This is a genomic window from Sphingopyxis sp. EU05-FHT14B03 (assembly GCF_058790875.1).
On sequence record NZ_JBYTDC010000002.1, the window covers coordinates 717621 to 738203 of the forward strand.

20 protein-coding genes are annotated in these 20583 nt (G+C 65.9%); 9 read left to right on the plus strand and 11 right to left on the minus strand.

Annotated elements, in window-relative coordinates; translation table 11 throughout:
* Positions 1-3 precede the first annotated feature (3 nt).
* The gene (locus AC3WS4_RS12565) at positions 4-408 is read left to right on the plus strand and encodes a Zn-ribbon domain-containing OB-fold protein (protein WP_492738247.1); all 405 of its coding nucleotides are present in this window, start codon (positions 4-6) and stop codon (positions 406-408) included.
* A complete protein-coding gene (locus tag AC3WS4_RS12570) occupies positions 405-1589 on the plus strand; it encodes a thiolase family protein (RefSeq protein ID WP_492738245.1) in 1185 nt (394 codons plus the stop codon). The genes AC3WS4_RS12565 and AC3WS4_RS12570 overlap by 4 nt, the downstream gene beginning before the upstream one ends.
* A gap of 129 nt (positions 1590-1718) precedes the next feature.
* Here the strand turns inward: AC3WS4_RS12570 and AC3WS4_RS12575 are convergent, their stop codons facing one another.
* From AC3WS4_RS12575 to AC3WS4_RS12605, 7 genes are all read right to left on the minus strand, one after another.
* Positions 1719-3053, minus strand: coding sequence for an amidohydrolase family protein (locus AC3WS4_RS12575; RefSeq protein ID WP_492738243.1), 1335 nt, complete (start codon positions 3051-3053; stop codon positions 1719-1721).
* On the minus strand, positions 3050-4015 hold the full coding sequence (locus tag AC3WS4_RS12580) for a CoA transferase (RefSeq protein ID WP_492738241.1): 966 nt from the start codon (positions 4013-4015) through the stop codon (positions 3050-3052). The genes AC3WS4_RS12575 and AC3WS4_RS12580 overlap by 4 nt, the downstream gene beginning before the upstream one ends.
* Entirely contained in the window at positions 4012-5031 is a 1020-nt protein-coding gene (locus AC3WS4_RS12585) for an enoyl-CoA hydratase/isomerase family protein (RefSeq protein ID WP_492738239.1), read from the minus strand. The genes AC3WS4_RS12580 and AC3WS4_RS12585 overlap by 4 nt, the downstream gene beginning before the upstream one ends.
* Before the next feature lie 9 nt (positions 5032-5040).
* Positions 5041-6546, minus strand: a complete 1506-nt coding sequence (locus AC3WS4_RS12590) for a class I adenylate-forming enzyme family protein (protein WP_492738236.1) — start codon at positions 6544-6546, stop codon at positions 5041-5043.
* A gap of 5 nt (positions 6547-6551) precedes the next feature.
* Positions 6552-6860 carry a hypothetical protein gene (locus tag AC3WS4_RS12595; RefSeq protein WP_492738234.1) on the minus strand — a complete coding sequence of 103 codons (309 nt, stop codon included), beginning with the start codon at positions 6858-6860 and terminating at the stop codon, positions 6552-6554.
* Between the two features lie 130 nt (positions 6861-6990).
* Entirely contained in the window at positions 6991-7329 is a 339-nt protein-coding gene (locus tag AC3WS4_RS12600) for a YnfA family protein (RefSeq protein ID WP_492738231.1), read from the minus strand.
* The gene (locus AC3WS4_RS12605; RefSeq protein WP_056347484.1) at positions 7326-7739 is read right to left on the minus strand and encodes a MerR family transcriptional regulator; all 414 of its coding nucleotides are present in this window, start codon (positions 7737-7739) and stop codon (positions 7326-7328) included. The genes AC3WS4_RS12600 and AC3WS4_RS12605 overlap by 4 nt, the downstream gene beginning before the upstream one ends.
* A 69-nt stretch (positions 7740-7808) precedes the next feature.
* On the opposite strand from AC3WS4_RS12605, the gene AC3WS4_RS12610 reads away from it, so the two are divergent.
* Together AC3WS4_RS12610 and AC3WS4_RS12615 are read left to right on the plus strand one after the other, a co-directional pair.
* Positions 7809-8444, plus strand: a complete 636-nt coding sequence (locus AC3WS4_RS12610; protein WP_492738229.1) for a cation efflux transmembrane domain-containing protein — start codon at positions 7809-7811, stop codon at positions 8442-8444.
* A 12-nt stretch (positions 8445-8456) separates the two neighbouring features.
* Positions 8457-9374, plus strand: a complete 918-nt coding sequence (locus AC3WS4_RS12615) for a cation diffusion facilitator family transporter (protein WP_492738227.1) — start codon at positions 8457-8459, stop codon at positions 9372-9374.
* Between the two features lie 95 nt (positions 9375-9469).
* Here AC3WS4_RS12615 and AC3WS4_RS12620 read toward each other — a convergent pair whose 3' ends face one another.
* A complete protein-coding gene (locus tag AC3WS4_RS12620) occupies positions 9470-11185 on the minus strand; it encodes a sulfatase family protein (RefSeq protein ID WP_492738225.1) in 1716 nt (571 codons plus the stop codon).
* Positions 11186-11244: 59 nt separating this feature from the next.
* Positions 11245-13509, minus strand: a complete 2265-nt coding sequence (locus AC3WS4_RS12625) for a TonB-dependent receptor (protein ID WP_187139949.1) — start codon at positions 13507-13509, stop codon at positions 11245-11247.
* Positions 13510-13856: 347 nt separating this feature from the next.
* Here AC3WS4_RS12625 and leuC point away from each other — a divergent pair, with 347 nt between their 5' ends.
* Positions 13857-15278, plus strand: coding sequence for a 3-isopropylmalate dehydratase large subunit (gene leuC / locus AC3WS4_RS12630; RefSeq protein WP_492738222.1), 1422 nt, complete (start codon positions 13857-13859; stop codon positions 15276-15278).
* On the opposite strand, the gene leuD is transcribed toward leuC, so the two are convergent.
* Positions 15275-15856: a 3-isopropylmalate dehydratase small subunit gene (leuD, locus tag AC3WS4_RS12635; protein WP_492738220.1), complete on the minus strand. Its 582-nt coding sequence runs from the start codon at positions 15854-15856 to the stop codon at positions 15275-15277. The genes leuC and leuD overlap by 4 nt on opposite strands.
* A gap of 175 nt (positions 15857-16031) precedes the next feature.
* Here leuD and AC3WS4_RS12640 point away from each other — a divergent pair, with 175 nt between their 5' ends.
* Both AC3WS4_RS12640 and AC3WS4_RS12645 read left to right on the plus strand, forming a co-directional pair.
* Positions 16032-16538 carry a MarR family winged helix-turn-helix transcriptional regulator gene (locus tag AC3WS4_RS12640; RefSeq protein ID WP_056347472.1) on the plus strand — a complete coding sequence of 169 codons (507 nt, stop codon included), beginning with the start codon at positions 16032-16034 and terminating at the stop codon, positions 16536-16538.
* A gap of 71 nt (positions 16539-16609) precedes the next feature.
* A complete protein-coding gene (locus AC3WS4_RS12645; protein WP_492738218.1) occupies positions 16610-17185 on the plus strand; it encodes an NADPH-dependent FMN reductase in 576 nt (191 codons plus the stop codon).
* Here the strand turns inward: AC3WS4_RS12645 and AC3WS4_RS12650 are convergent.
* On the minus strand, positions 17182-17640 hold the full coding sequence (locus AC3WS4_RS12650) for a MarR family winged helix-turn-helix transcriptional regulator (RefSeq protein WP_492738216.1): 459 nt from the start codon (positions 17638-17640) through the stop codon (positions 17182-17184). The genes AC3WS4_RS12645 and AC3WS4_RS12650 overlap by 4 nt on opposite strands.
* A 152-nt stretch (positions 17641-17792) precedes the next feature.
* Between AC3WS4_RS12650 and AC3WS4_RS12655 the strand changes: the two genes are divergently transcribed.
* Both AC3WS4_RS12655 and AC3WS4_RS12660 read left to right on the plus strand, forming a co-directional pair.
* Entirely contained in the window at positions 17793-19427 is a 1635-nt protein-coding gene (locus tag AC3WS4_RS12655) for a long-chain-fatty-acid--CoA ligase (RefSeq protein WP_492738214.1), read from the plus strand.
* Positions 19428-19454: 27 nt separating this feature from the next.
* Positions 19455-20582, plus strand: coding sequence for an alpha/beta hydrolase (locus AC3WS4_RS12660; RefSeq protein ID WP_492738212.1), 1128 nt, complete (start codon positions 19455-19457; stop codon positions 20580-20582).
* The last annotated feature ends 1 nt before the right edge of the window (position 20583 follow it).

Consider the following 20583-nt stretch of genomic DNA (forward strand, 5'->3'; position numbering starts at 1 on the left):
GACATGATTGCGCGAACGTTGCCGGTGATCGACCGGGACAATCAGGCCTATTGGACATGGGGCCGCGACGGCAAGCTCGCGATCCACCGCTGCGCCGACTGCGAATATTATGTTCATCCGCCGGTGCCCTTTTGTCCGCGCTGCGAAAGCCGCAACGTCGCGCCGCACGCGGTGTCGGGACGGGGCAGGGTGGTTACCTTCACCGTCAATCACAAGGCCTGGGTGCCCGACCTGACCGAACCCTATGTCCTCGCGCTGGTCGCGATCGCGGAGCAGGACGATGTCCGCATTCCCTGCAACATCGTTGAATGTCCGCCCGACGCAGTCGATTTCGACATGGAGGTCGAGGTCGTCTTCGAACCCGCCGAGGATTTGTGGATACCCCTCTTCCGTCCGGTGCAATCATGACCCGTTTCGCCGAGAAAAACACCGCGATCACCGGCGTCGGTATGTCCGAAGTCTCGCGCGGCGCGACCAAGTCCGCGCTCGGACTCACCGTCGATGCCGCGCTCGAAGCGATCGCCGACGCCGGGCTGACTCGCGCCGACATCGACGGCATCGCGACCTGGCCCGGCGAGAAAGCCGACGGCTCGGGCTTCTCGCCGGTCGGCTGCGCGGCGCTGCAGGATGCGCTGCGGCTCGAAGTCGGCTGGTACGGCGGCGGCGGCGAGGCACCCGGCCAATATGGCGCGGTGTTCAACGCGATCGGTGCGATCGCCGCGGGCCTCTGCCGCAACGTCCTGATCTTCCGCACCATGTACGAGGCAACCGCGCGCAAGACCGCCTACGCCAATTCGCTGCTCCGCGAGGGCCAGCGACAGGCGGGCCCCTTCGCCTGGTACGCGCCCTATTACACTTACGCGGCCGCACTCCAGCAGGCGCTGTTCTTCAATCTCTATGTCCACAAAAGCGGCATCAAGCCCGAGCAGGTCGGCCAGATCGCGGTCAACCAGCGCCGCAACGCCGCGCTCAATCCGAACGCGATCTACAAGACCCCGATCACCATCGACGATTATCTCGCGTCGCCGCTGATCGCGACCCCGCTGCGCATATACGACTGCGACGTGCCGATCGACGGCGCCGCCGCGATCATCGTCTCGCGCATGGACGTCGCGCGCGACCTGAAGAATCCGCCGATCCGCATCGAGTCGATCGGCTCGTCGATGCGCTACCGCAACAGTTGGACCCAACTGGCCGAACTCGACACGCAGGCGCAGCCCAAGGTTGCCGAGATGATGTGGGGCCGCACCGACCTCAAACCCGCCGACGTCGACATCGCGCAGCTTTATGACGGGTTCAGCTTCCACACGATCAACTGGCTCGAAAATTTCGGCTTTTGCGAACGTTATGGCGCCAAGGATTTCATCGACGGCGGCCACCGTATCGCGCTGGGCGGCGAACTGCCGGTCAACACCGGCGGCGGCGCGATGTCGGGCGGCCGCCTCCACGCCTATGGTGCGGTCCACGAAGCCTGCACCCAGCTCTGGGGCCGCGCCGGGGCGCGGCAGGTGAAGGGCGACCCGCAGGTCTGCGCCACCTCGACCTCAGGCGGCCCGCTCGCGGGGGCAATGCTGCTGGTGCGGGATTGAAGCAGCGCGTCCCGGACATATAAACGTCGTCATTGCGAGCGCAGCGAAGCAATCCAGGGCGGTTTACGCCTACTCTGGATTGCCGCGTCGCTTCGCTCCTCGCAATGACGATCCAGACAGAGGTCGGTTTCACTGTTGCCAGACGATCTCGCCGCCGATCATGGACAAACCAACGGTCCCCAACGCACCCATATCCTGGGACCAGTCATACAATATCAGGTCCGCTGGAGCCCCGATCGCAAGCGCGCCCTGATACAGCGCCAGAGCCGCCGACTGACCGATCGCTTCGCTCGCTCCGATCACCTCGGCCCCACGCGTCCGCCGATCGGTCGCCGCCCGCAAAGCCACCCAAGGATTGGCATCGCCATAAGGCGCGTCCGAACCCCCAAACACTCGCACCCCGCCGCGCGTCAGCGAACCCAGCCGATAGAGATCGCCAAGATCGTCCGCCTCCATCTGCGCCCGATAGCGATCGCCGCGGTCGTGGATGAAATTCGGCTGCGTCACCACCGTCAATCCTGCCGCCGCGATATCGCCGATCAGGCTGTCGGCGATCACCCCGCCATGCTCGATCCGGTCGCCGGGCTTCGCCCCCCCCGCAACAGCCAGTGCTTCCAGATAGAAGACCAGTTCGCCCAGCGTCACGCAATGCGCCGCGACGTTGCGCCCCAGCACGCGTGCCGCCGCAATCCGCCGCGCGACGGCCTCGACCGGCGGCAGGTCGTTCTCGTCGAGCAGCAGCTTCACCGGGCCGAGTGCATAGCCTTCACCGGCAGGCAGGTCCTCGCTCCCCATCATCACCAGCCGCTGCGGCATCGCCCCCGCGAGCAGCGCGGCCTCCGCCGGACCATTCAACGCGCCCGCGTCGGTCACGCCCGTCACGCCCCACTCGGCCAGCTTCATACCCAACGCCGCAAGCGACGGCGGTGCCCCGCCGATCCGCCCGCGCAGCCAGCCATCGCCGCGCCAGATCCGTCCGTTCGCTCGCCCATCAGCATCGCGCTCGACGCAATCGGGGAAGGGCGGTCCGTCGAGCTTCGCGACGCCCGCGCTGTTCAGCAGCCAATAGCCCCCCGTCCGATCCTGCACCCGCAACGGATGATCGGGCAGCCAGGCGTCGAGCAAGACCCGGTCGGGCAACCCCGCCACCCGCTCGTCATAGCCGATCGCGCGCACCCAGGTTCCGGGTGCCCCGGGGCGGGCGCGCAGCTTGGCGACCACCGCCCCGACCGTTCGGCAATCGGCGAGATCGACCGACTCCATCCGCGCCGCGGTCGCCAGCAAGTGCAGATGATGATCGTGCAGGCCCGACCCCAAAGTCAGCCCCTTGGCGTCGATCTCGGGCCCATCGCCGTCTACCGCCGGGCCGAGGGCCGCGATGCATCCATCCCGAACGGCGACAGCGCACGGCTTCCCATCGGCGGCGCGCGCATTGCGGATAATCAGGTCGAACCGCTCGCTCATGCCATCGCCTTGGCGAAAGTCGCGGCGGTGCGGGCGAGCGAAACATCGAGCAACCCGCACTCATCCGCCGCCAACGCCTCCAGCGCCAGCGTCGCCGCGGTCAGCCCGGTCAACGGATCGGCCAGCGCGTCGCCGATGAACCGCGGCCGGCCATCCTCCCACCGCACCAGCCCGCCCGCCGCCGCGCAATCGTCGCCGAAACCGACCCGCATCGCGGCATCGCCCGACCAGCCATGCGCGGTGATCGCGATCCACAACAGGTCGGGATTGATCGCAAACAGCCGCGCCTCATCGAGTCCCAGTCGCGCCAGCGCATGCGGCCGCGCCGAGGTGATCAACACCCGCGCCTCGCCGATCATCGCGAGCAGGTCGGGGCCGTCGAGCGCCATGACCAGATGTCGCTTGCCGCCGTTCAGCCGCTTGTCGAGGTGCGGCGTATGCAGCCGGGTCGGGTCGGGGCGCTCGGCCGCTTCGACCTTTACCACCGCATAGCCCGCCTCGGCGAGAAGCGCCCCGCAATAGGGACCCGCCCACAGCGCCGACAGGTCGACGATGATGCCGTCGCTGGGCTTGCCGGACTCGAGGCCGGAAATCGCCAGCGGCTCCGCTTCGCCGACCCGCGCCACCGGCATATGCAGGTCGGCGGCCCCGGTAACCACCCCGCCCGCCGCGCGCTCCGCCGCAAAGCCCGTGATCGCATCCCACGGCTCGTCCTCGAACGTCGCGCCGGTCCATGCCGGAACCAGTTCGCGGTCCTCGCCGCGCGCCAGCGATACCGCGATCCACCCGTCGCGGCACCGCACCAGCCGGCAATGCCGGTTCGGCGACCACTCGCCGGGCTCCGCGAGCGTCAGATCGTCATGCCGCGACAGTGCGCGGCGTGGGTCGAAAACGATGCGCCCGCCAGATGCTGCCACCAGCCGGTCGCCCGCCACTGCGACCGCGTCGAGCAAGGCGGTCAAGGTCCACGCTCGATCTTGTGAACCAGGCCCCAGTCGAGCGCCTGCGCCGCGCCGACGCGCTTGCCCGACAGCAGCATCCACATCGTCCGATGCCGGCCGATCGCACGGGCAACCGTCGCGGTGCCCCCCGCGCCGGGGATCAACCCCATGCCAAGCTCGGGCAGCTGGAACCATGCGTCGGGCGCCGCGATGCGGTGATGCGCCGCCGCCGCGACCTCGATCCCCGACCCGACACAGGCGCCGTGCAGCCGCACCGTCCCCCGATCGCCCAGCGCATCGAGCGCGCGCGCGCAGCTGTGCAGCGTTCGCACCAGATGCGCCTCCGCCAGATCGCGCGCACTGCCGAATTCGGACAGATCGCCCCCGGTCGAGAAACATTTGCCAGCGCCGCGCAGCAGCACGTCGGGCTCGCTCGGATCGTCGAGCGCGTTGGCCAGCGCTTCGTACAGTGCGTCGCGCATCGCTGCGGTCATCGCATTATGGTTGGCGGGGTCGTTCAGCGTCAGAGTCAGCCGGTCGCCGTCGCGCTCAATCATCACCGGTTCGGCGGGCGTCGGCGGACCGTCGTCGATGAGCGCGGTTTCGCGCCAGGCGGCGAATTCCGCCCCGCCGAGCAACGCCGAATAGGCAAGGGATTCGGCCGTCAGCGCATCGCCCAGCGGCATTCTCGCCGTGAGCCGCAACAACTGTGCCGCGATCGTTGCCGCCAACGGATTGCTACGCACCGCGCTTGCCAGCCGTTCGACCTGGCCCTCGACATCGCGCCCGTCGAGCGACACCCACGGCCGCGGCGCGTCGTTCGTCAAAGTCAGCAACAGGTCGAAATCGTCGGCGACCACCGCGGGCAAATTGCCGTCGCGATCGACGCCGATCACCACCGCCTGGATCGGTGCCTTCGGCCGCGGCCACCGCGCCGCATCGACGACCAGGACCGGCTCGCCGCCCGGCGCCGACAGACGGTCGGCCCCGAGATGATCGGCCCCAAGATGATAGGGGTGGTAATCGGGTGCGGTCATCGCGCCGTCCTACCCGGCGCAAACCTCTTCGGCCAGTTCGGCCTTGAGGATTCGGCGCAGCAGCTTTCCGGTCTCGTTATAGGGCAGCTCATCGCGCACAAACCATTGTTCGGGGGTCTTGGTCGACCGCAGCCTGGCACGGACCGTTGCCGCCATCGCATCGATGTCGGGCGCGCCCGATCGCGACACGATCACCGCCACCACCTTCTCGCCCCACTGGACGCATGGAATGCCGAGTACCGCGCAGTCGGCGATATCGTCGAACCCGCGCAATACATCCTCGATCTCGCCGGGCGAGATATTCTCGCCGCCGCGCACGATGACATCATCGAGCCGTCCCTCGACGAACAGATAGCCGCCCTCGTCGAGCCAGCCGGCGTCGTTGGTCGCGAACCAGCCGTCGTCGGCGATCGCCTTCTTGTGCAGATATTCGCCCGACACCTGCTCGCCGCGCACATGGATTTCACCATGCTCGCCGACACCGCAGCAACTGCCGTCCTCGCGCCGGATTTCGAGTTCGAGGCTCGGCAGCGGCTGGCCGACCGAGGCGATGCGCCGGTGCACCGCCGGATCGTTCGAGGCGAAGGCCGCGCGATGATCCTCGGCGCCGAGCAACGCGATCGTCGAACTGGTCTCGGTTAGCCCATAGGCGTTGACAAAGGCGACGTGCGGCAACGCTGAAAGCGCGCGCGCGATCACCGGCTCGGGCATCTTGCCACCACCGTAGGACAGCGCGCGCAGCGTCGGAAGCGTCTCGCCGGTTTCCACCATCACGTCGAGGATGCGGCCCAGCATCGTCGGCACGACCATCGCGTGGGTGATGGCTTCGCGAGCAACCGTCGCGACCCAATCCTCGGCGGTAAAGGCAGGCAAATAGACGATCCGCCGCCCGCCATAGGCCGCGGTCAAAATCGCCGAAATGCCCGCGATGTGATAGGATGGCACGCTGACCAGCGCCGCCTCATCCTCCTCGGCGCCGAGAAACTCCACGGTCGACAACACATAGGAGGTGAGGTTGCCATGGCGCAGCACCGCCGCCTTCGGATCGCCGGTCGTGCCGCTGGTGAACAGCAGCACTGCAATGTCGTTTTCGGCTTCGTCCAGCAGCACGGGCTCGGGCACGTCGCCCCGCAAAAACGCGGCCTCGAAATCACTCCGCGCGATCAGTTCGACGCCCTCGACCGGCGCGATCCGCGGCAGCATCTCATCGTCGGCGATCAGCATCGCGGGCGCGGTGCGCGCGACCAGCTTGTTCAAATCGCCATCGGCGAGGCGGTAGTTGAGCGGCACGAACGGCGTCCCCGCCATCCCGCTCGCGAACAGCAGCACGGGCAAAGCGTCGCCGTTCATGCCGAGGAACGCGGTGTTCGCCTTGCCCTTGTCGGCCAGCCACGCGGCAACCCGGCTCGCCCGCGCGCGGTAGGCGGTGAAATCGAGTCCGCCGTCGCGCCCGCCGATCGCCAGGCGGTCGCTACACGCATCAGCGGCAATGTCGAGGAGCAGCGGCGTGCGCATATCTGTCAGTCCGAGGCGGGAAGCGGCTTCGCGCCCTTGATCGACATCGCGACACCATTGAACGCCAGCGATCCCTTGCCCGCCTTGGCGCCGAGCACTTCGATCCCGCTCGCCTCATCGGTGTAGCGCTTGCCGATCATCACGCCCTCGGCGAAATCGGCGTTGACATCGCCGCTTGGCGCGCTCGCATCGTCGATCGGCAGCACCGGAACGCCGCCACACTGCAGTTCGCCCGCCGCGCTCGGTGGCCGCACGACCACCAGTTGCGCGTCGCACACCGCGCTTTTCCAGCGCGAACCCGGCTTCAAATCCATGCCATTCGTCCTTTCCCGTGACCGGCGACCATGGGCCGTCTGTCCTCTTTCCCCCGCCAATATGTCAATCGCGATAGAAAGTAAACGTAGTTATATAACTCAAAATGACGCTTCGCTCTGCCCATCGGCTCTAGCTGCGCCCCGGACCCCACAGGATCAGCGCCGCGCCGCCGAGGCAGATGAGACCGCCGAGCAAATCCCACCGGTCGGGCGACACCCCTTCGACCAGCTTGAGCCAGACGAGCGAGGCGATGATATAGATGCCACCATAGGCCGCGAACGCGCGCCCTGCTGCCTCGGCCTCCACCCGCGTGAGCGCATAAGCGAAAAAGGCGAGGGCGATCGCGCCCGGCGCCAGCCACCAGGACGGCTTGTCCAGCCGCAACACCGCCCACACCGCAAAGCAGCCGCCGACCTCGCCGAGCGCCGCCAGCACATACCAGCCGATCGTCGCCAGCGGCGCGCTCATGCGTGCGTGGCTTCGCACAGCTGATGATCGCCCAGCGCCTCGATCACCCGGCAATCGCCCGCCAGCCCGCCGCGGCACCGCCCGACGATCCGCGCCAGTTCGTCGCGCAGCGTAGCCAGTTGCGCGATTTTTGCCTCGACCTGCTCCAGATGCCCCGTGGCGATCCGGTCGGCTTCCGAACAGTCGCGCTCGGGATGGTCCGACAGGTCGAGCAGCGAGCGGATTTCCTCGATCGTGAACCCCAGCTCGCGCGAATGGCGCACGAACGCCAGCCGCGAGCGGTGCTTGTCGCCATAGCTGCGATAATTGGCCGCGGTGCGGTCGGGCTCGGGAAGCAGGCCGATCCGCTCATAATAGCGGATCGTCTCGATATTGGCGCCGGTGGTGCGCGCGAGTTCGCCGATTTTCATGCCTTGACCCTGTAGTTGCTACAGGGTGCATAGTCGATGTCGACTCGAAATCCCAAGGAGATTCGGCAGATGGCCGACCAATGCTGTGCCGGCAAAAGCGGCACGACCGCGCTCAATGATCCCAAGTGGCGGCGCGTGTTGTGGATCGCGCTGCTGATCAATGCCGCGATGTTCGCGGTCGAGATCGTCGCGGGCGTCGCGGCGGACTCGCGCGCGCTTCAGGCCGACGCGCTCGATTTCCTTGGCGATGCCGCCAACTATGCGATCAGCCTCGGCGTCGCCGGCATGGCGCTCGCCTGGCGCGCCCGCGCCGCGCTGTTCAAGGCCGCGACGATGCTGCTCTTCGGGCTCGGCGTACTCGGCGCGACCGTCTGGGGTTTCGTCAGCGGCACGACGCCGCACGCCGAAACCATGGGCCTCGTCGGTGGCGCGGCGCTCGTCGCCAATGTCGTCGTCGCGCTGATGCTCTATCGTTATCGCACCGGCGACGCGAACATGCGCTCGGTGTGGATATGCTCGCGCAACGACGCGATCGGCAACCTCGCGGTGCTCGCCGCCGCGCTCGGGGTGTTCGGCACCGGCCGCGGCTGGCCCGACCTCGCGGTCGCCGCGATCATGGCGGGTCTTGCGATCTGGGGCAGCCTTGAAGTCTTCCGCCAGGCGCGCGGCGAATTGCGGCAGGCCGCCGCGCTGGCGGCATCCTGACGGAGAAGCGATATGGGTGCAGGACATGATCATGGCGAGGCGGGGCACGCGCACAATCACGGCGCGGGTGCCAATGCGCGCAGCCTGTCGATCGCGCTCGGGCTGACCTCGACCTTCCTCGTCGCCGAACTCGTCGGTGCATGGCTGTTCAACAGCCTCGCCTTGCTGTCCGACGCGGCGCATATGTTCACCGACGCGGCGGCGCTGGCGATCGCGCTCGCCGCGATCCGCATCGGCCAGCGTCCCGCCGACAAGCGACGCACCTATGGCTATCGCCGCTTTGAAATCCTCGCCGCGGCCTTCAATGCGGTGCTGTTGTTCCTCGTCGCGGGCTTCGTCCTTTATGAAGGCGTTCAGCGTTTCTTCGCGCCGCCCGAGGTCCAGTCGCTCGGCATGCTGCTGGTCGCGAGCGCGGGGCTGCTCGTCAACCTCTTCGCGATGCGTATCCTCGCGGGCGGCAAGGACGACAGCCTCAACGTCAAGGGCGCCTATCTTGAGGTGTGGGCCGACATGCTGGGGTCGGTCGGCGTGATCGGCGCGGCGTTGCTGATCTGGGGGACCGGATGGAACTGGGTCGATCCCGTCGTAGCGATCGCGATCGGTCTGTGGGTGCTGCCGCGGACGTGGATATTGCTCCGCGACACGACGCATATCCTGTTGCAGGGCGTACCGCGCGGCATCGATCTCGACGCGGTGCGCGCGGCGATGCGCGCGCAGCCGGGGGTCGCCGATGTGCACGATTTGCATATCTGGTCGGTCGCGGGCGACGATGCGAGCCTGACGGCGCATGTCGTCGTCTCCGATGGCGGCGATGTGGACGTGGTCCGCGTCGCGTTGGCCGCGATGCTGGAGGCGCGGTTCGAAATCCATCACGCCACGATCCAGCCCGAAACCGCGCCCTGCGCCGACGCGGCGTCGCTGCACGACTAGAGTGATTTCAAGTGAAATGGATCATTTCACGACTCGGAAATCACGGTAAAACAACAATCTAGAGTGCCGGTTTTGTTTCAACCGAAACCGGCACTCTAGCCGGGCTGGTTGTACATCTCGGTCGGCCCCGGATATTCGCGGCCGTCGTCGAGCCCGACGCCGATCTCGCGGTCCGCGAGCGCGTTCACCATCGCGTTGAGCCGCATCACCTCCTTGCGGTGCTTCGGATCATTCGCGAGGTTGACCATTTCCCTGGGGTCGGCGTGGGTGTCGTAGAGTTCGAGGTCGTTGCGGGCATTGAGCGTCTTCCAGTCCTTCGGCTGGTGGTGGTGCGCCGGCGCGAAATAGCGCGCGAATTTCCAGCGCCCGTCGTGCACCCCGCGATGCAGGCGGCGTTTCTCGAGGTCATAGATTTTCGAATAGTCGGGGATGCTTTCGCCCGGCGGACGCGGGCCGACGACCTTGGTCGAATTGGGTTCCCACATATGCGCGACCGCATAGTTGAAGAAATGCCCGCGCTTGTCGCGCTCGGTCGGGACGGTCGGCGACGACAGCAGTCCTGACACGTCGACCCCCGGCAGATCGGGAAAGCGGTTCCTGCCTTCGTCCGCCGACAGCCCGGCGATCGTCATCAGCGTCGGCGCGATGTCGATCGCGCCCATCAGCCCCTTGGTGGTCTGGCCGCCCTTCACATCGGGGTGCGCGATGATCATCGGAATGTTGGTTTCCTCGCGGTACATCGTGCCGGCCTTCTGGCGCAGCCCGTGCGCCCCGGCGCGCTCGCCATGGTCGCTGGTGTATAGGATGATCGTGTTGTCGATCTGGCCGCTCTCCTTGAGCGCCCACAGCAATTGCCCCAGCCGCCGGTCGACGTCGCGCAGGCAATTGTAATAATAATTGTTGAAGCGGTGCCAGCTGTCGAGATCGCTTAGCGGCATCGGCCCATAGAAAAGATCGTTGAGCCGCTGGATGCCCTTATGCGCCTCGGGCTTGGTGGAAAGATCGTCCTTGTAGAAGCTTTCGGGCAGGTCGAACTTGTTGTCGACTTCATAGATCGGGTCGCCCGGTTCGCGGCGCAGCGGCGCGAGGATGTCGGGATGGACGCGATGCTTCGCCTGCTCGCCGGTGGCGTCATAGAACATGATGTCATGCGGGTTGATCAGCCCGACGACCATGAACCACGGCTTCCCGCCCGCCTTGTCGCGGCGCACGAAGTCGAAGATGCTGCGCGCCGCGTCGCCCGCGACGAACATGTCGGCGCGATAGCCGTCCCAAGTCAGCCCCAGCTCCTCGCCGTCGAAGCCATAGTCGTGGAAGCCGTATTTCTCCATCGCACGCTCGGTGCTCGGGTAGATGCCGCCCGGCACGCGGTTCCAGTTGCGCTCGAAATTCATCCGGCTGAGGTGCCACTTGCCCTTGTAGCTCGTGTAATAGCCCGCGGCCTGCATCATATGGCCCAGCGTCGGCATGTCCTCCGCCGCGACCGGGTTCGGCGCATTGTCGCTGTTGAGGAACAGCCCGGTCTGCTGGGTGTGGTGGCCCTGGAAGATCGTCGAGCGCGACGGGGTGCAGGGGGTGGTGTGAACATGGTAGTTTTCGACCAGCATCCCGCGTTCCATCAACTCGCGGTGATGCGGCAGTTTTTCGAGCAGCCCGGCAGGGTAGCTCGCGACGCTCTGTTCCTGATCGGTGACGATCATCAGCACGTTGAGCTTCTTGCCGTTCTTCGCATAGGTCGGCAGCGCCAGCCCCGCCGCGGCGAGCGCGCCCATGCCGCCGACGAAGGTTCGCCGATTCACATCCCAGCCCATGTCTCTCTCCCGATCGTTGCCGGCCCGCGGCGCGCCTCACGCACCGCGGGCGCAGGATTTTAGAACTTCACCGCAAAGTCGACCCCGAACTCGCGCGGCGCCTGATAGAATTGGCTGATCGGCGTTGCGCCCGCATTGGTCGCGCCCGACATCACCTTCTTGTCGGTCAGATTGGTGCCATAAAGCGTGACCTTCCACCGCTCGTCATCGCCGGCGACCGCGATGCTCGCATTCACCAGCACCACCTCGTTGCGGTAATAGCCCGGATTGTTGCTGCGGCCCCAGGTATTGAAGCGCGCCGAATAGCGCGCGTCGCTGTGCAGCTTCACCTCGCCGAACGAGGTCGGGATCGCATAGTCGAGCGACAGGCTGCCGCTCCACTTGGGCGCATTGGCGAGGTCCAACCCCGACGAATCGACCGGGACCGCGAAGGTGCCGTTGGGAACGCCGTTGAGCAGGACCGGTACCGCCGGCCCGCACTGGCCCGGCTCTGGCGCGCCATTGGTGAACACGCCGTTGGTGTCCGCGCAGAAGTCGGTGTAGCGCGCATGCAGATAGGCCACATTGGCGCCGATCGAGAAGCCGGTTGCAGGGCGCAGCACGCTTTCGACCTCGAAGCCATAAATCTTCGCTGCGGCGATATTTGTCGTGACATTCTCAGCGCGGACCGATCCCATCTTGGTTACCGAACTTTGCAGGTCGCGGTAATTGTTGAGGAAGCCCGCGACGTTCAGGCGCAGCAGCCGGTCGAACAGGTCGGTCTTGGCCCCAAGCTCGAATGCGGTAACCCGCTCGGGATCATAGGGGCCGACATTCTCGGGGATGGTGCCGCGCGAGTTATAGCCGCCGGCCTTATAGCCCTGCGAATAATTGGCGTAGACCATGACGTCGGGGGTGACTTCATAATTCACCGTCAGGCGCGGCGTGAACTCGGCCCACGAGGCCTCCAGGCTGCTCGCGAAGGACGAGATTCGGTTACCGTTGACGAACGCCTGCGATGCGATGTCGTACTTCTTGCGATCATGACTGTACCTGCCGCCGATCGACAGTGTCAGCCCGTCGGCGGGATGCGCATTGACGAGCGCGAACGCCGCATAGCTTTCGGTGTCCTGATGGAGCTGGGCCAGCGTCGTGGTTGTCGGGTTGGCGAGTACGGTGTTGAACTGACGCCATTTATCCGCCTGATAATAGAGGCCGACGACGAAATCGACCGGCTCGCCGGCGGGCGAGACATAGCGCAGTTCGGCGCTCTTCGATTCGCCCGAGAAGTCGCGGGTGACGTCGAGCTGCGGGGCGGGGGTGATCAGGCCGTCGAAGTCGCCGCGCGTGACATAGGTCAGGTGGCGATAGCCGAGCACCGAACTGATCGTGCCCCAACCCACATCGAGGTTCGAATTCCACGACCCACCATAGCTTTCGGTCTTGGCATAGGGATCGAAAAGAACGGCCGCCTTATAGACGTCGGTCTTCACCGCGTCGGGCAGCAGGTCCCAATTGGGATCGCCATTGTCGAGCACATGCGGCGCCGGGCCGATCGTCTTCTGCTTCAGCCAGTCGACGATCAGCGTCGAATCGAACGCGCCGCCCTGATCATATTCGAGCGCGCCGCGCACCGACTTCACATTGGCGCCGTTCAGGCGATTGCCGGTGATCACGTTGCGCGCATAGCCATTATAGTCGCGGAAATTGACCGCGATCTTGGCCGCCAGCGCGTCGTTCGCGAAGCGGCCAGAGTTGATCTTGCCGCGGAACTGCTTGAGCCCGTAGGAGCCGAGCGAGACGCGCGCTTCGCCGCCGAAATCGTCGGTCGGGCGCGCGCTGATGACGTTGATCGTGCCGGCAAGGTTGTTCTTGCCGAACAGAACCCCCTGCGGGCCTTTCAGGATTTCGATCCGCTCGACATCGAACAGGTCGAGCATCGTGCTCGACACGAAGGGTATATAGACGCCGTCGATGATCGTGCTCACCTTGGGGTCGGCGTTCGGATCGGGGTCGGCGGTGCTCATGCCGCGGATCGAGATCATCGGCACGTTGGCGACCAGGCCCTGCGTCTGCAGCACGACATTGGGCGCGAGGCCGTTGAGGCTGGTGATGTTGGTGCTGCCACTCGCCTCGACCATCTCGCTGTTGAAGGCGGAGATGGCGATCGGCACGTCCTGCACGCTTTCGGAACGGCGCTGCGCCGTGACGAGGATTTCGCCATAGGTGTCGTCGGCGGTTGTGCCTTCGTCGGTCGCGGCCTGGGCGGCCATATCCTGAGCGTGCGCCGGCGCGGCTGAAAGCGCGATTGCGGCGGTCGAAAGCAATAGCAAAGCGGTCTTCATGTCGTCCTCCCGTTCGCCGGCGCGCGGAATCCGTTTCCGCACGCATAATCGCGTTCGGAAGTGCGGCGCACGCATCCGGCTCGTCTGTCCAAGGAACGGGTGTGTCGGCTTGTGCCGTGTTGTCGCCGGTCGGGATTATCCATCCTCGGTTCGTACCGTCGGTTCTATCCTCGTTCCCGAGGCTCTCATATCATGCCGAAATAATACTTCAACTACTAAGTATTGCATGATTGTGAAAATCGGGATTGGCGGAAAAGCGCTTGATACGAGCCGCGAACATGCCATATAAGTTAGATATCTAAGTATTATGGCGCGCCCCGAAGTCGTGCCGGCGGGGGTGATGCGGCATGACCAATCCGGCGCGAGCGCGCACATTATATGACAAGATATGGGACGCGCATGTCGTGGCGCAGGACGATGGCGAATCGATCCTCTACATCGACCTGCACCTGCTCCACGAGGTGACCTCTCCGCAGGCCTTCGCGGCGCTTGCGGCCTCAAGCCGCATCGTACGCAGGCCTGAACGCGCGCTGGCCCTCTCCGATCACAATGTTCCGACCGAAGGGCAGGCGGCCGGGGCATCGGGGGTCGCCGACGAAGCGGCGCGCGCGCAGCTCTTGGCGCTGGAGGTCAACGCTGACCGTGCGGGCGTCGAGCGTTTTGCAATGGGCGATCCGCGCAACGGCATCGTCCATGTCGTCGGACCCGAACAGGGGCGGTCGCAGCCCGGCATGACGATTGTCTGCGGCGACAGTCACACATCGACCCACGGCGCCTTCGGCGCGCTCGCCTTCGGCATCGGCACCAGCGAGGTCGAACATGTGCTTGCGACCCAGACGATCCGCCAGCGCAAGTCGCGGGGAATGCGGATTACGGTCGATGGCGCGCTTCCGGCCGATGTTTCGGCCAAGGACCTGGCGCTTCACCTGCTCCGTACCGTCGGCGTCGATGGTGCCACCGGCCATGTCGTCGAATATGTCGGCGCGGCCGTCCGCGCGCTGTCGATGGAGGCGCGCATGACCTTGTGCAACCTCAGCATCGAAATGGGTGCGCGCGCCGGGCTGGTCGCGCCCGACGAGACGAGCTTTGCTTATCTTGCCGGGCGTCCGGCGGCGCCGACCGGGGACGCATGGGGCGGGGCGGTCGCCCGCTGGCGGGGCCTCACGAGCGATGCCGATGCGACCTTCGATCGCGAACTGCGCATCGACGCCGCCGCCGTTCGCCCGATGGTCAGTTGGGGCACCAATCCGTCGCAGGTCGTCGGCATCGGCGAGCTTGTGCCCGATCCGTCCGAGCTGCCCGACCTCGATGCGCGCGCGACGGCCGAACGGGCGCTCGCCTATATGGACCTGACGCCCGGTCGGCCGATCGCTGGCCAGCGGCTCGACCGGATTTTCATCGGCAGTTGCACCAACAGCCGGATCGAGGATTTGCGTGCTGCGGCGGCCATCGCCCGCGGCCGGCACGTCGCGCCGCATATCCGCGCGATGGTCGTGCCGGGCTCGGGGCTCGTCAAGCGGCAGGCCGAGGCCGAGGGGCTCGACCGCGTGTTCCGCGCCGCAGGCTTCGAATGGCGCGAACCCGGCTGTTCGCTGTGCGTCGGCATGAACCCCGACCGTCTCGCTCCCGGCGAACGCTGCGCTGCGACCTCGAACCGCAATTTCGAGAACCGCCAGGGGCGCGGCGGGCGCACCCATCTGATGAGCCCGGCGCTCGCGGCGGCAAGTGCGATAGCGGGCGCGATCGCGTCGCCCGATATGCTGGGCTAGGCGGCCTCGTACCGCGTGATCGCCGCTTCGTGCCGCAGCGTCCGTCCGATGTCGTCGAGTCCTTCGATCAGCACCCGCCGGTCGTCGGCATCGATCGTGAAACCGACGACCTCGCCCGACGCGAGCCGGATTTCCTGTGCCGTCAGGTCCACCTCGACCGGCGCATATTGCGACAGCGCCACCTCGGCGCACAGCCGCGCGCAGATCGCTTCGGGCAGGCGGACCAGCAACAACCCGTTCTTGCGGGCATTGCTGGCGAAAATGTCGCCGAAGCTCGGCGCGATCACGCAGCGGATGCCGAAATCGTCGAGCGCCCACACCGCATGTTCGCGCGACGACCCGCAGCCGAAATTGCGGTCGGCGATCAGGACCTCCGCGCGCCGACAGGTCGGGTTGTTGAGGATGAAATCGGGGCGTTCGCTGCCGTCGGGCGCGAAACGAAGTTCCTCGAACAGATGCGCGCCGAGCCCGTTCCGCGTCAGTGCCTTCATGAATCGCGCCGGAATGATCATGTCCGTATCGACATTGGCCAGCGGTAGCGGCGCCGCGACGCCGCGCACCCGGACGAATTGTTGCACGATCATCTCCCAACAAATAACTTAGTAGTCTAAGTAAATTGCTTTCGCCGCTTTGTCCAATCATATCGACGGTTTGAACCGGTGCGGCGACGATAGAGGTTGCCGCCCGATTCTTCGGCCTCTAAGAATCGGGACAGGCACAAGGCCGCGCGAGCGGCCACAGGGGAGCAGTGCATTGGCCAAAACCAACCAGAGCTTTCGGCATCCCGCCGAATTTTACACCGATCCCGAAAACAGCATCGGCTATCTCGCGCGCGTCGTCTTCCGATCCTTTTCGCGGTTGCTCGAACGCCGCACGCTGACCCATGATGTGTCCGCCGGCCAGTGGCGCTTCCTGCGCCAGTTGTGGCGCGAGGACGGCATCACCCAGCGCGAACTCAGCGAACGCGTCGGCATGCGCGAGCCGACGACGGTCGTCGCGCTCAAAGGTCTGGAAAAGGCGGGTTTCATCACCCGCAAGAAGACCGAGGACGACCGCCGCAAAACCTTCATCTTCCTCACTCCCCATGCGCGCAAACTCGAGCTGGTGCTCGCGCCGATGAACGCCGAGATCCACGAGATCGCGACGCGCGGGATGAGCGATGAGGAGGTCGAGGTGCTGCAGTCGCTGATGCGCCGCGTGATCGGCAACCTCGCCGACGAAACGCAAAAGCTGTCGGTGCTGTCGGACGTCAAGGCTTGATCCGGCCGCGCTAAGTTGCGATGCCCGCCGCGAATCGGTTAGTATTCTAACCAAATGCAGCGGGAGGCATTATGACCAGAATTGCGGTGATCGTCGGCAGCACGCGCGACGGATCGTTCAACCGGGCGCTTGGTGCGCTCGCGGCGGCGCGGCTGGCGGCGCATGGGGCCGACGTGACCGTCGTCGACCTCGCCGCGCTCGACCTGCCGATCTACACCGCCGCGCTCGAAGCGGATGCCTTTCCTGCCGACGCGCTGAAACTGAAAGACCTGCTGGCCGCGCAGGACGGGCTGCTCGTCGTGTCGCCCGAATATAATGGCTCGATCCCGGCGCTGCTCAAAAACGCGATCGACTGGGCGTCGCGTCCGACCGGCGACGAAGGACCCGTCGCGCTCACTGCCTTTCGCGGCAAGGCTGCGGCGATCATGGGCGCGTCGATCAGCCCGTTCGGCGGCATTCGCGGCCTCACGCATCTGCGCCAAATCCTCGGCACGATCCAGATGCTCGTGATTCCAGACCAGGTTCTGGTCCCGAACGCGCACGCCGCGTTCGACGAGGCCGGGCAGCTTCGGGAGCCGCTCCCCGCCTCGCTCGTCGACATGACCGCGGCGCGGCTGGTCGCGGTGGCGAAGGCGCTTGCGGCCTAGGCGCGCTTCTTCTTCGTCGGCGCCGTTGCCCGTTCGATATTGTCGCCCCAGTCGTCCTCGAGCGCCGCGAGCAGCGCGTCGAAGCGCTCCTGTCCCAGCACCTCGGCGATCTGGGCGGTCAGCGCGTCCATCGCGCGCTGCGCATCCCGGCGCATCCGCGCGCCGGTCTCGGTCAGCGACACGATCATGTGCCGTCGGTCGCCGGGATCGGTGTCGAGCTGGACCATGCCGAGCGCGACCATCTGGTTGATCGTGCTGTGAATCGCCTGCCGCGATACCCCCAGGTTGCGCGCGATGTCCGACGGGCGGACGACGCCGCTGACGATGTTGGTCATCACCATCGATTGCGGGCGGTTGACGTCTGGCCAGCCGCGGTCGTGCAGACGCGCCTGCAGCCCCTCGTCGAGCCAGCAGAAACGCTGGAACAGTGCGATGATCAATTGGTTGGTGCGCATAAGATGCTGCGGTCGGCCCCCTTTGCCTTTGGTCCGTGCTAGAAGAAGGGCAGGGGGCGCGCAAGGCAGCGCGGCGTTGCAAAGCCATAATACTTAGTATACTATCCTTTTAACAGGCGCCAGACGCCGTCGGCATGGGAGCGACACGAGCGATGATGGGATTGATGCAGGATGTGCCGCTGACGGTCGACCGCATCCTCGATCATGCCGCCAATTGGCATGGCGGGCGCGAAGTCGTGTCGCGCGATGCCGAGGGCCGCGTCGCCCGCTCGACCTATGCCGCGATCCACGCCGATGCGAAGCGCGTCTCGAATGCGCTCGCCGCCGAAGGAATCGTCGCGGGCGACCGCGTCGCGACGATGGGCTGGAACAGCGCGCGCCACCTCGCGGCCTGGTACGGTGCGGCGGGCATGGGCGCCGTCCTCCACACGCTCAATCCGCGGCTCTTCCTTGAACAGATCGCCTATATCGCGAACCATGCCGGCGACCGGCTGCTCATCGCCGACCCCGCGACCGCCGATCTGGTCGAAGAATTGCTGCCGCAGGTGCCGAGCATCGAGAAGGTGATCTTCTTCTGCGACGCTGCTTCTCTGCCGAAAACCAGCTTTCCCGCTATCGCCTTCGACGACTGGATCGCCGGTCAACCCGCCGACTATGCATGGGGCGGCTTTGACGAAAATGCCGCCTGCGGCCTCTGTTACACCAGCGGCACCACGGGCAATCCCAAGGGCGTGCTCTATTCGCACCGCTCGAACTATATCCACGCGCTGATGACGCTCCAGCGCGACGCGCTCGGCCTGTCGGCGCGCGATACGGTGCTGCTTGTCGTCCCGATGTACCACGCCAATGCCTGGGGCGTCGTCTATTCGGCGCCTGCGGTCGGCGCCAAGCTCGTCCTGCCGGGTCAGCGGATGGACGGCGAATCGATCTACAATCTGATCGAGCGGGAGGGTGTGACCTACTCCGCCGCCGTCCCGACCGTGTGGCAGATGTTGCTCCAATATATGCAGGAGAACGGCAAACGCTTCACCACGCTCGAACGCGTCACCATCGGCGGTTCGGCGTGCCCCGAATCGATCATCCGTACCTTCCGCGACGATTATGGTGTCGACGTCATCCAGGGCTGGGGCATGACCGAGACCTCGCCGCTCGGCACCGTGTCGGTGCCCAATGCCGCGGTCGCCGCCAAGTCCGATGCCGAACAAATGGCCTATAAGCTCAAGCAGGGCCGCCTGCTTTGCGGGCTCGACATGAAGCTCGTCGACGATGCCGGAAATCGCCTGCCGCACGACGGCAAGACCCCCGGCCGGCTGATGGTCAAGGGTCCGACGATCGCCGGCGCCTATTTCGGCGGCGAAGGCGGCGACGTGCTCGACGCCGAAGGTTTCTTCGACACCGGCGACGTCAGCACGATCGACCGCGAAGGCTATATGCAGATCACCGACCGCGCCAAGGATGTCGTCAAGTCGGGCGGCGAATGGATCAGCTCGATCGAGATCGAGAATATCGCCATGGGACATCACGCGGTCGCCAACGCCGCAGTCGTCGGTGTGTCGCATCCGAAATGGGACGAACGCCCGATCCTGCTCTGTCAATTGAAGCCCGGCGCCAGCGCGACGGCCGCCGACCTGACCGCCTATCTCGACGGCAAGATCGCCAAATGGTGGATGCCCGACGACGTGATCTTCGTCGATGACATCCCGCTCGGCCCGACGGGCAAGATCGACAAGAAGGCGATCCGCGCCGGGCTGGAGGGCTATAAATTGCCCTTCGACGTCACCCGCTAGAACAACCCGAAAACAGGAGAGAGACTTATGGACCCCAATGGCATCGAGGGACTCGACGCGACATTCATCGGCCGCGCGCCGCCGACCGCGCCGCGTATCCAGGCGGGCGGCCACCCGTGCCAGGGCATCTATTGGACCGAGGCGGGCAAGCGCCCCAAGGTCGCGATCATCGCCACCCATTATAACGTCGATTTCTCCGAACATTATATCGCGCCATACTTTGCGCGGCAGGGCTTCGGCTTCCTCGGCTGGAACACCCGCTATCGCGGTTTCGAGGACCAGTTCCTGCTCGAACATGCGGTACTCGACATCGGCGTCGGCGTGCGGTGGCTGAAGGAAGAGGCCGGGGTCGAACAGGTCGTCATCCTCGGCAATTCGGGCGGCGGCTCGCTGATGGGCGCCTATCAGGCCGAGGCGATCGCCCCGACGCTCACCGATCGCCTGCCGTCGGTCGGGCAGGATGCGCTCGCGCAGCTCATCAAGGGCGACCTCTACATCAGCTTCAACGCGCACCAGGGCCGCCCCGAAGTCCTCACCGACTGGATGGATGCATCGGTCATCGACGAGAATGACCCGACCCTGACCGACCCCGAACTCGACCCGTTCAACCCCGACAATGGCCCGCCCTATTCGGACGCCTTCATCGCCAAATACCGCGCCGGTCAGCGCGCCCGCAACCAGCGCATCACCGACTGGGCGAAGGCCGAACTCGCGCGGCTCAACGCTGCGGGCATCCCCGACCGCATCTTCCCGATGTTCCGCTGCTGGGGCGATATCCGCTGCGTCGACCCCGCGATCGACCCGTCGGACCGTAAGCCCAACTGGTGCTATCGCGGTGATCCCGCGCTCGCCAACCGCACGCCGAGCATCGGCCGCGCCAACACGCTCAAGACCTGGCTCAACATGTGGAGCCTCGAAACCTCGCCGTGCCAGGGCCAGCCGCACCTTGCGAAGCACGACACCCCCGCGCTGGTCGTGCAGGGGCTCGCCGACACCGGCGTCTTCCCCAGCGACGCGCGCAAGATCTTCGATTTCCTCGGCTCGACCGACAAAAAGATCGAACTCATCCCCGGCGCGCATTATTTCGAGGATTCGATCAAGGAACGGCAGGACGCCGCCGACCTCGTCGGCGCATGGATCCGGGAGAAGCTGTGAC

Coding starts and splice junctions, on each gene's coding strand:
- AC3WS4_RS12595 (WP_492738234.1), bottom strand. CDS start 6,860: ATGGATTTGAAGCCGGGTTCGCGCTGGAAAAGCGCGGTGTGCGACGCG.
- AC3WS4_RS12605 (WP_056347484.1), bottom strand. CDS start 7,739: ATGAAAATCGGCGAACTCGCGCGCACCACCGGCGCCAATATCGAGACG.
- AC3WS4_RS12615 (WP_492738227.1), top strand. CDS start 8,457: ATGGGTGCAGGACATGATCATGGCGAGGCGGGGCACGCGCACAATCAC.
- AC3WS4_RS12570 (WP_492738245.1), top strand. CDS start 405: ATGACCCGTTTCGCCGAGAAAAACACCGCGATCACCGGCGTCGGTATG.
- AC3WS4_RS12660 (WP_492738212.1), top strand. CDS start 19,455: ATGGACCCCAATGGCATCGAGGGACTCGACGCGACATTCATCGGCCGC.
- AC3WS4_RS12585 (WP_492738239.1), bottom strand. CDS start 5,031: ATGACCGCACCCGATTACCACCCCTATCATCTTGGGGCCGATCATCTC.
- AC3WS4_RS12650 (WP_492738216.1), bottom strand. CDS start 17,640: ATGCGCACCAACCAATTGATCATCGCACTGTTCCAGCGTTTCTGCTGG.
- AC3WS4_RS12620 (WP_492738225.1), bottom strand. CDS start 11,185: ATGGGCTGGGATGTGAATCGGCGAACCTTCGTCGGCGGCATGGGCGCG.
- AC3WS4_RS12645 (WP_492738218.1), top strand. CDS start 16,610: ATGACCAGAATTGCGGTGATCGTCGGCAGCACGCGCGACGGATCGTTC.
- leuC (WP_492738222.1), top strand. CDS start 13,857: ATGACCAATCCGGCGCGAGCGCGCACATTATATGACAAGATATGGGAC.
- AC3WS4_RS12655 (WP_492738214.1), top strand. CDS start 17,793: ATGATGGGATTGATGCAGGATGTGCCGCTGACGGTCGACCGCATCCTC.
- AC3WS4_RS12600 (WP_492738231.1), bottom strand. CDS start 7,329: ATGAGCGCGCCGCTGGCGACGATCGGCTGGTATGTGCTGGCGGCGCTC.
- AC3WS4_RS12625 (WP_187139949.1), bottom strand. CDS start 13,509: ATGAAGACCGCTTTGCTATTGCTTTCGACCGCCGCAATCGCGCTTTCA.
- AC3WS4_RS12575 (WP_492738243.1), bottom strand. CDS start 3,053: ATGAGCGAGCGGTTCGACCTGATTATCCGCAATGCGCGCGCCGCCGAT.
- AC3WS4_RS12590 (WP_492738236.1), bottom strand. CDS start 6,546: ATGCGCACGCCGCTGCTCCTCGACATTGCCGCTGATGCGTGTAGCGAC.
- AC3WS4_RS12565 (WP_492738247.1), top strand. CDS start 4: ATGATTGCGCGAACGTTGCCGGTGATCGACCGGGACAATCAGGCCTAT.
- AC3WS4_RS12610 (WP_492738229.1), top strand. CDS start 7,809: ATGGCCGACCAATGCTGTGCCGGCAAAAGCGGCACGACCGCGCTCAAT.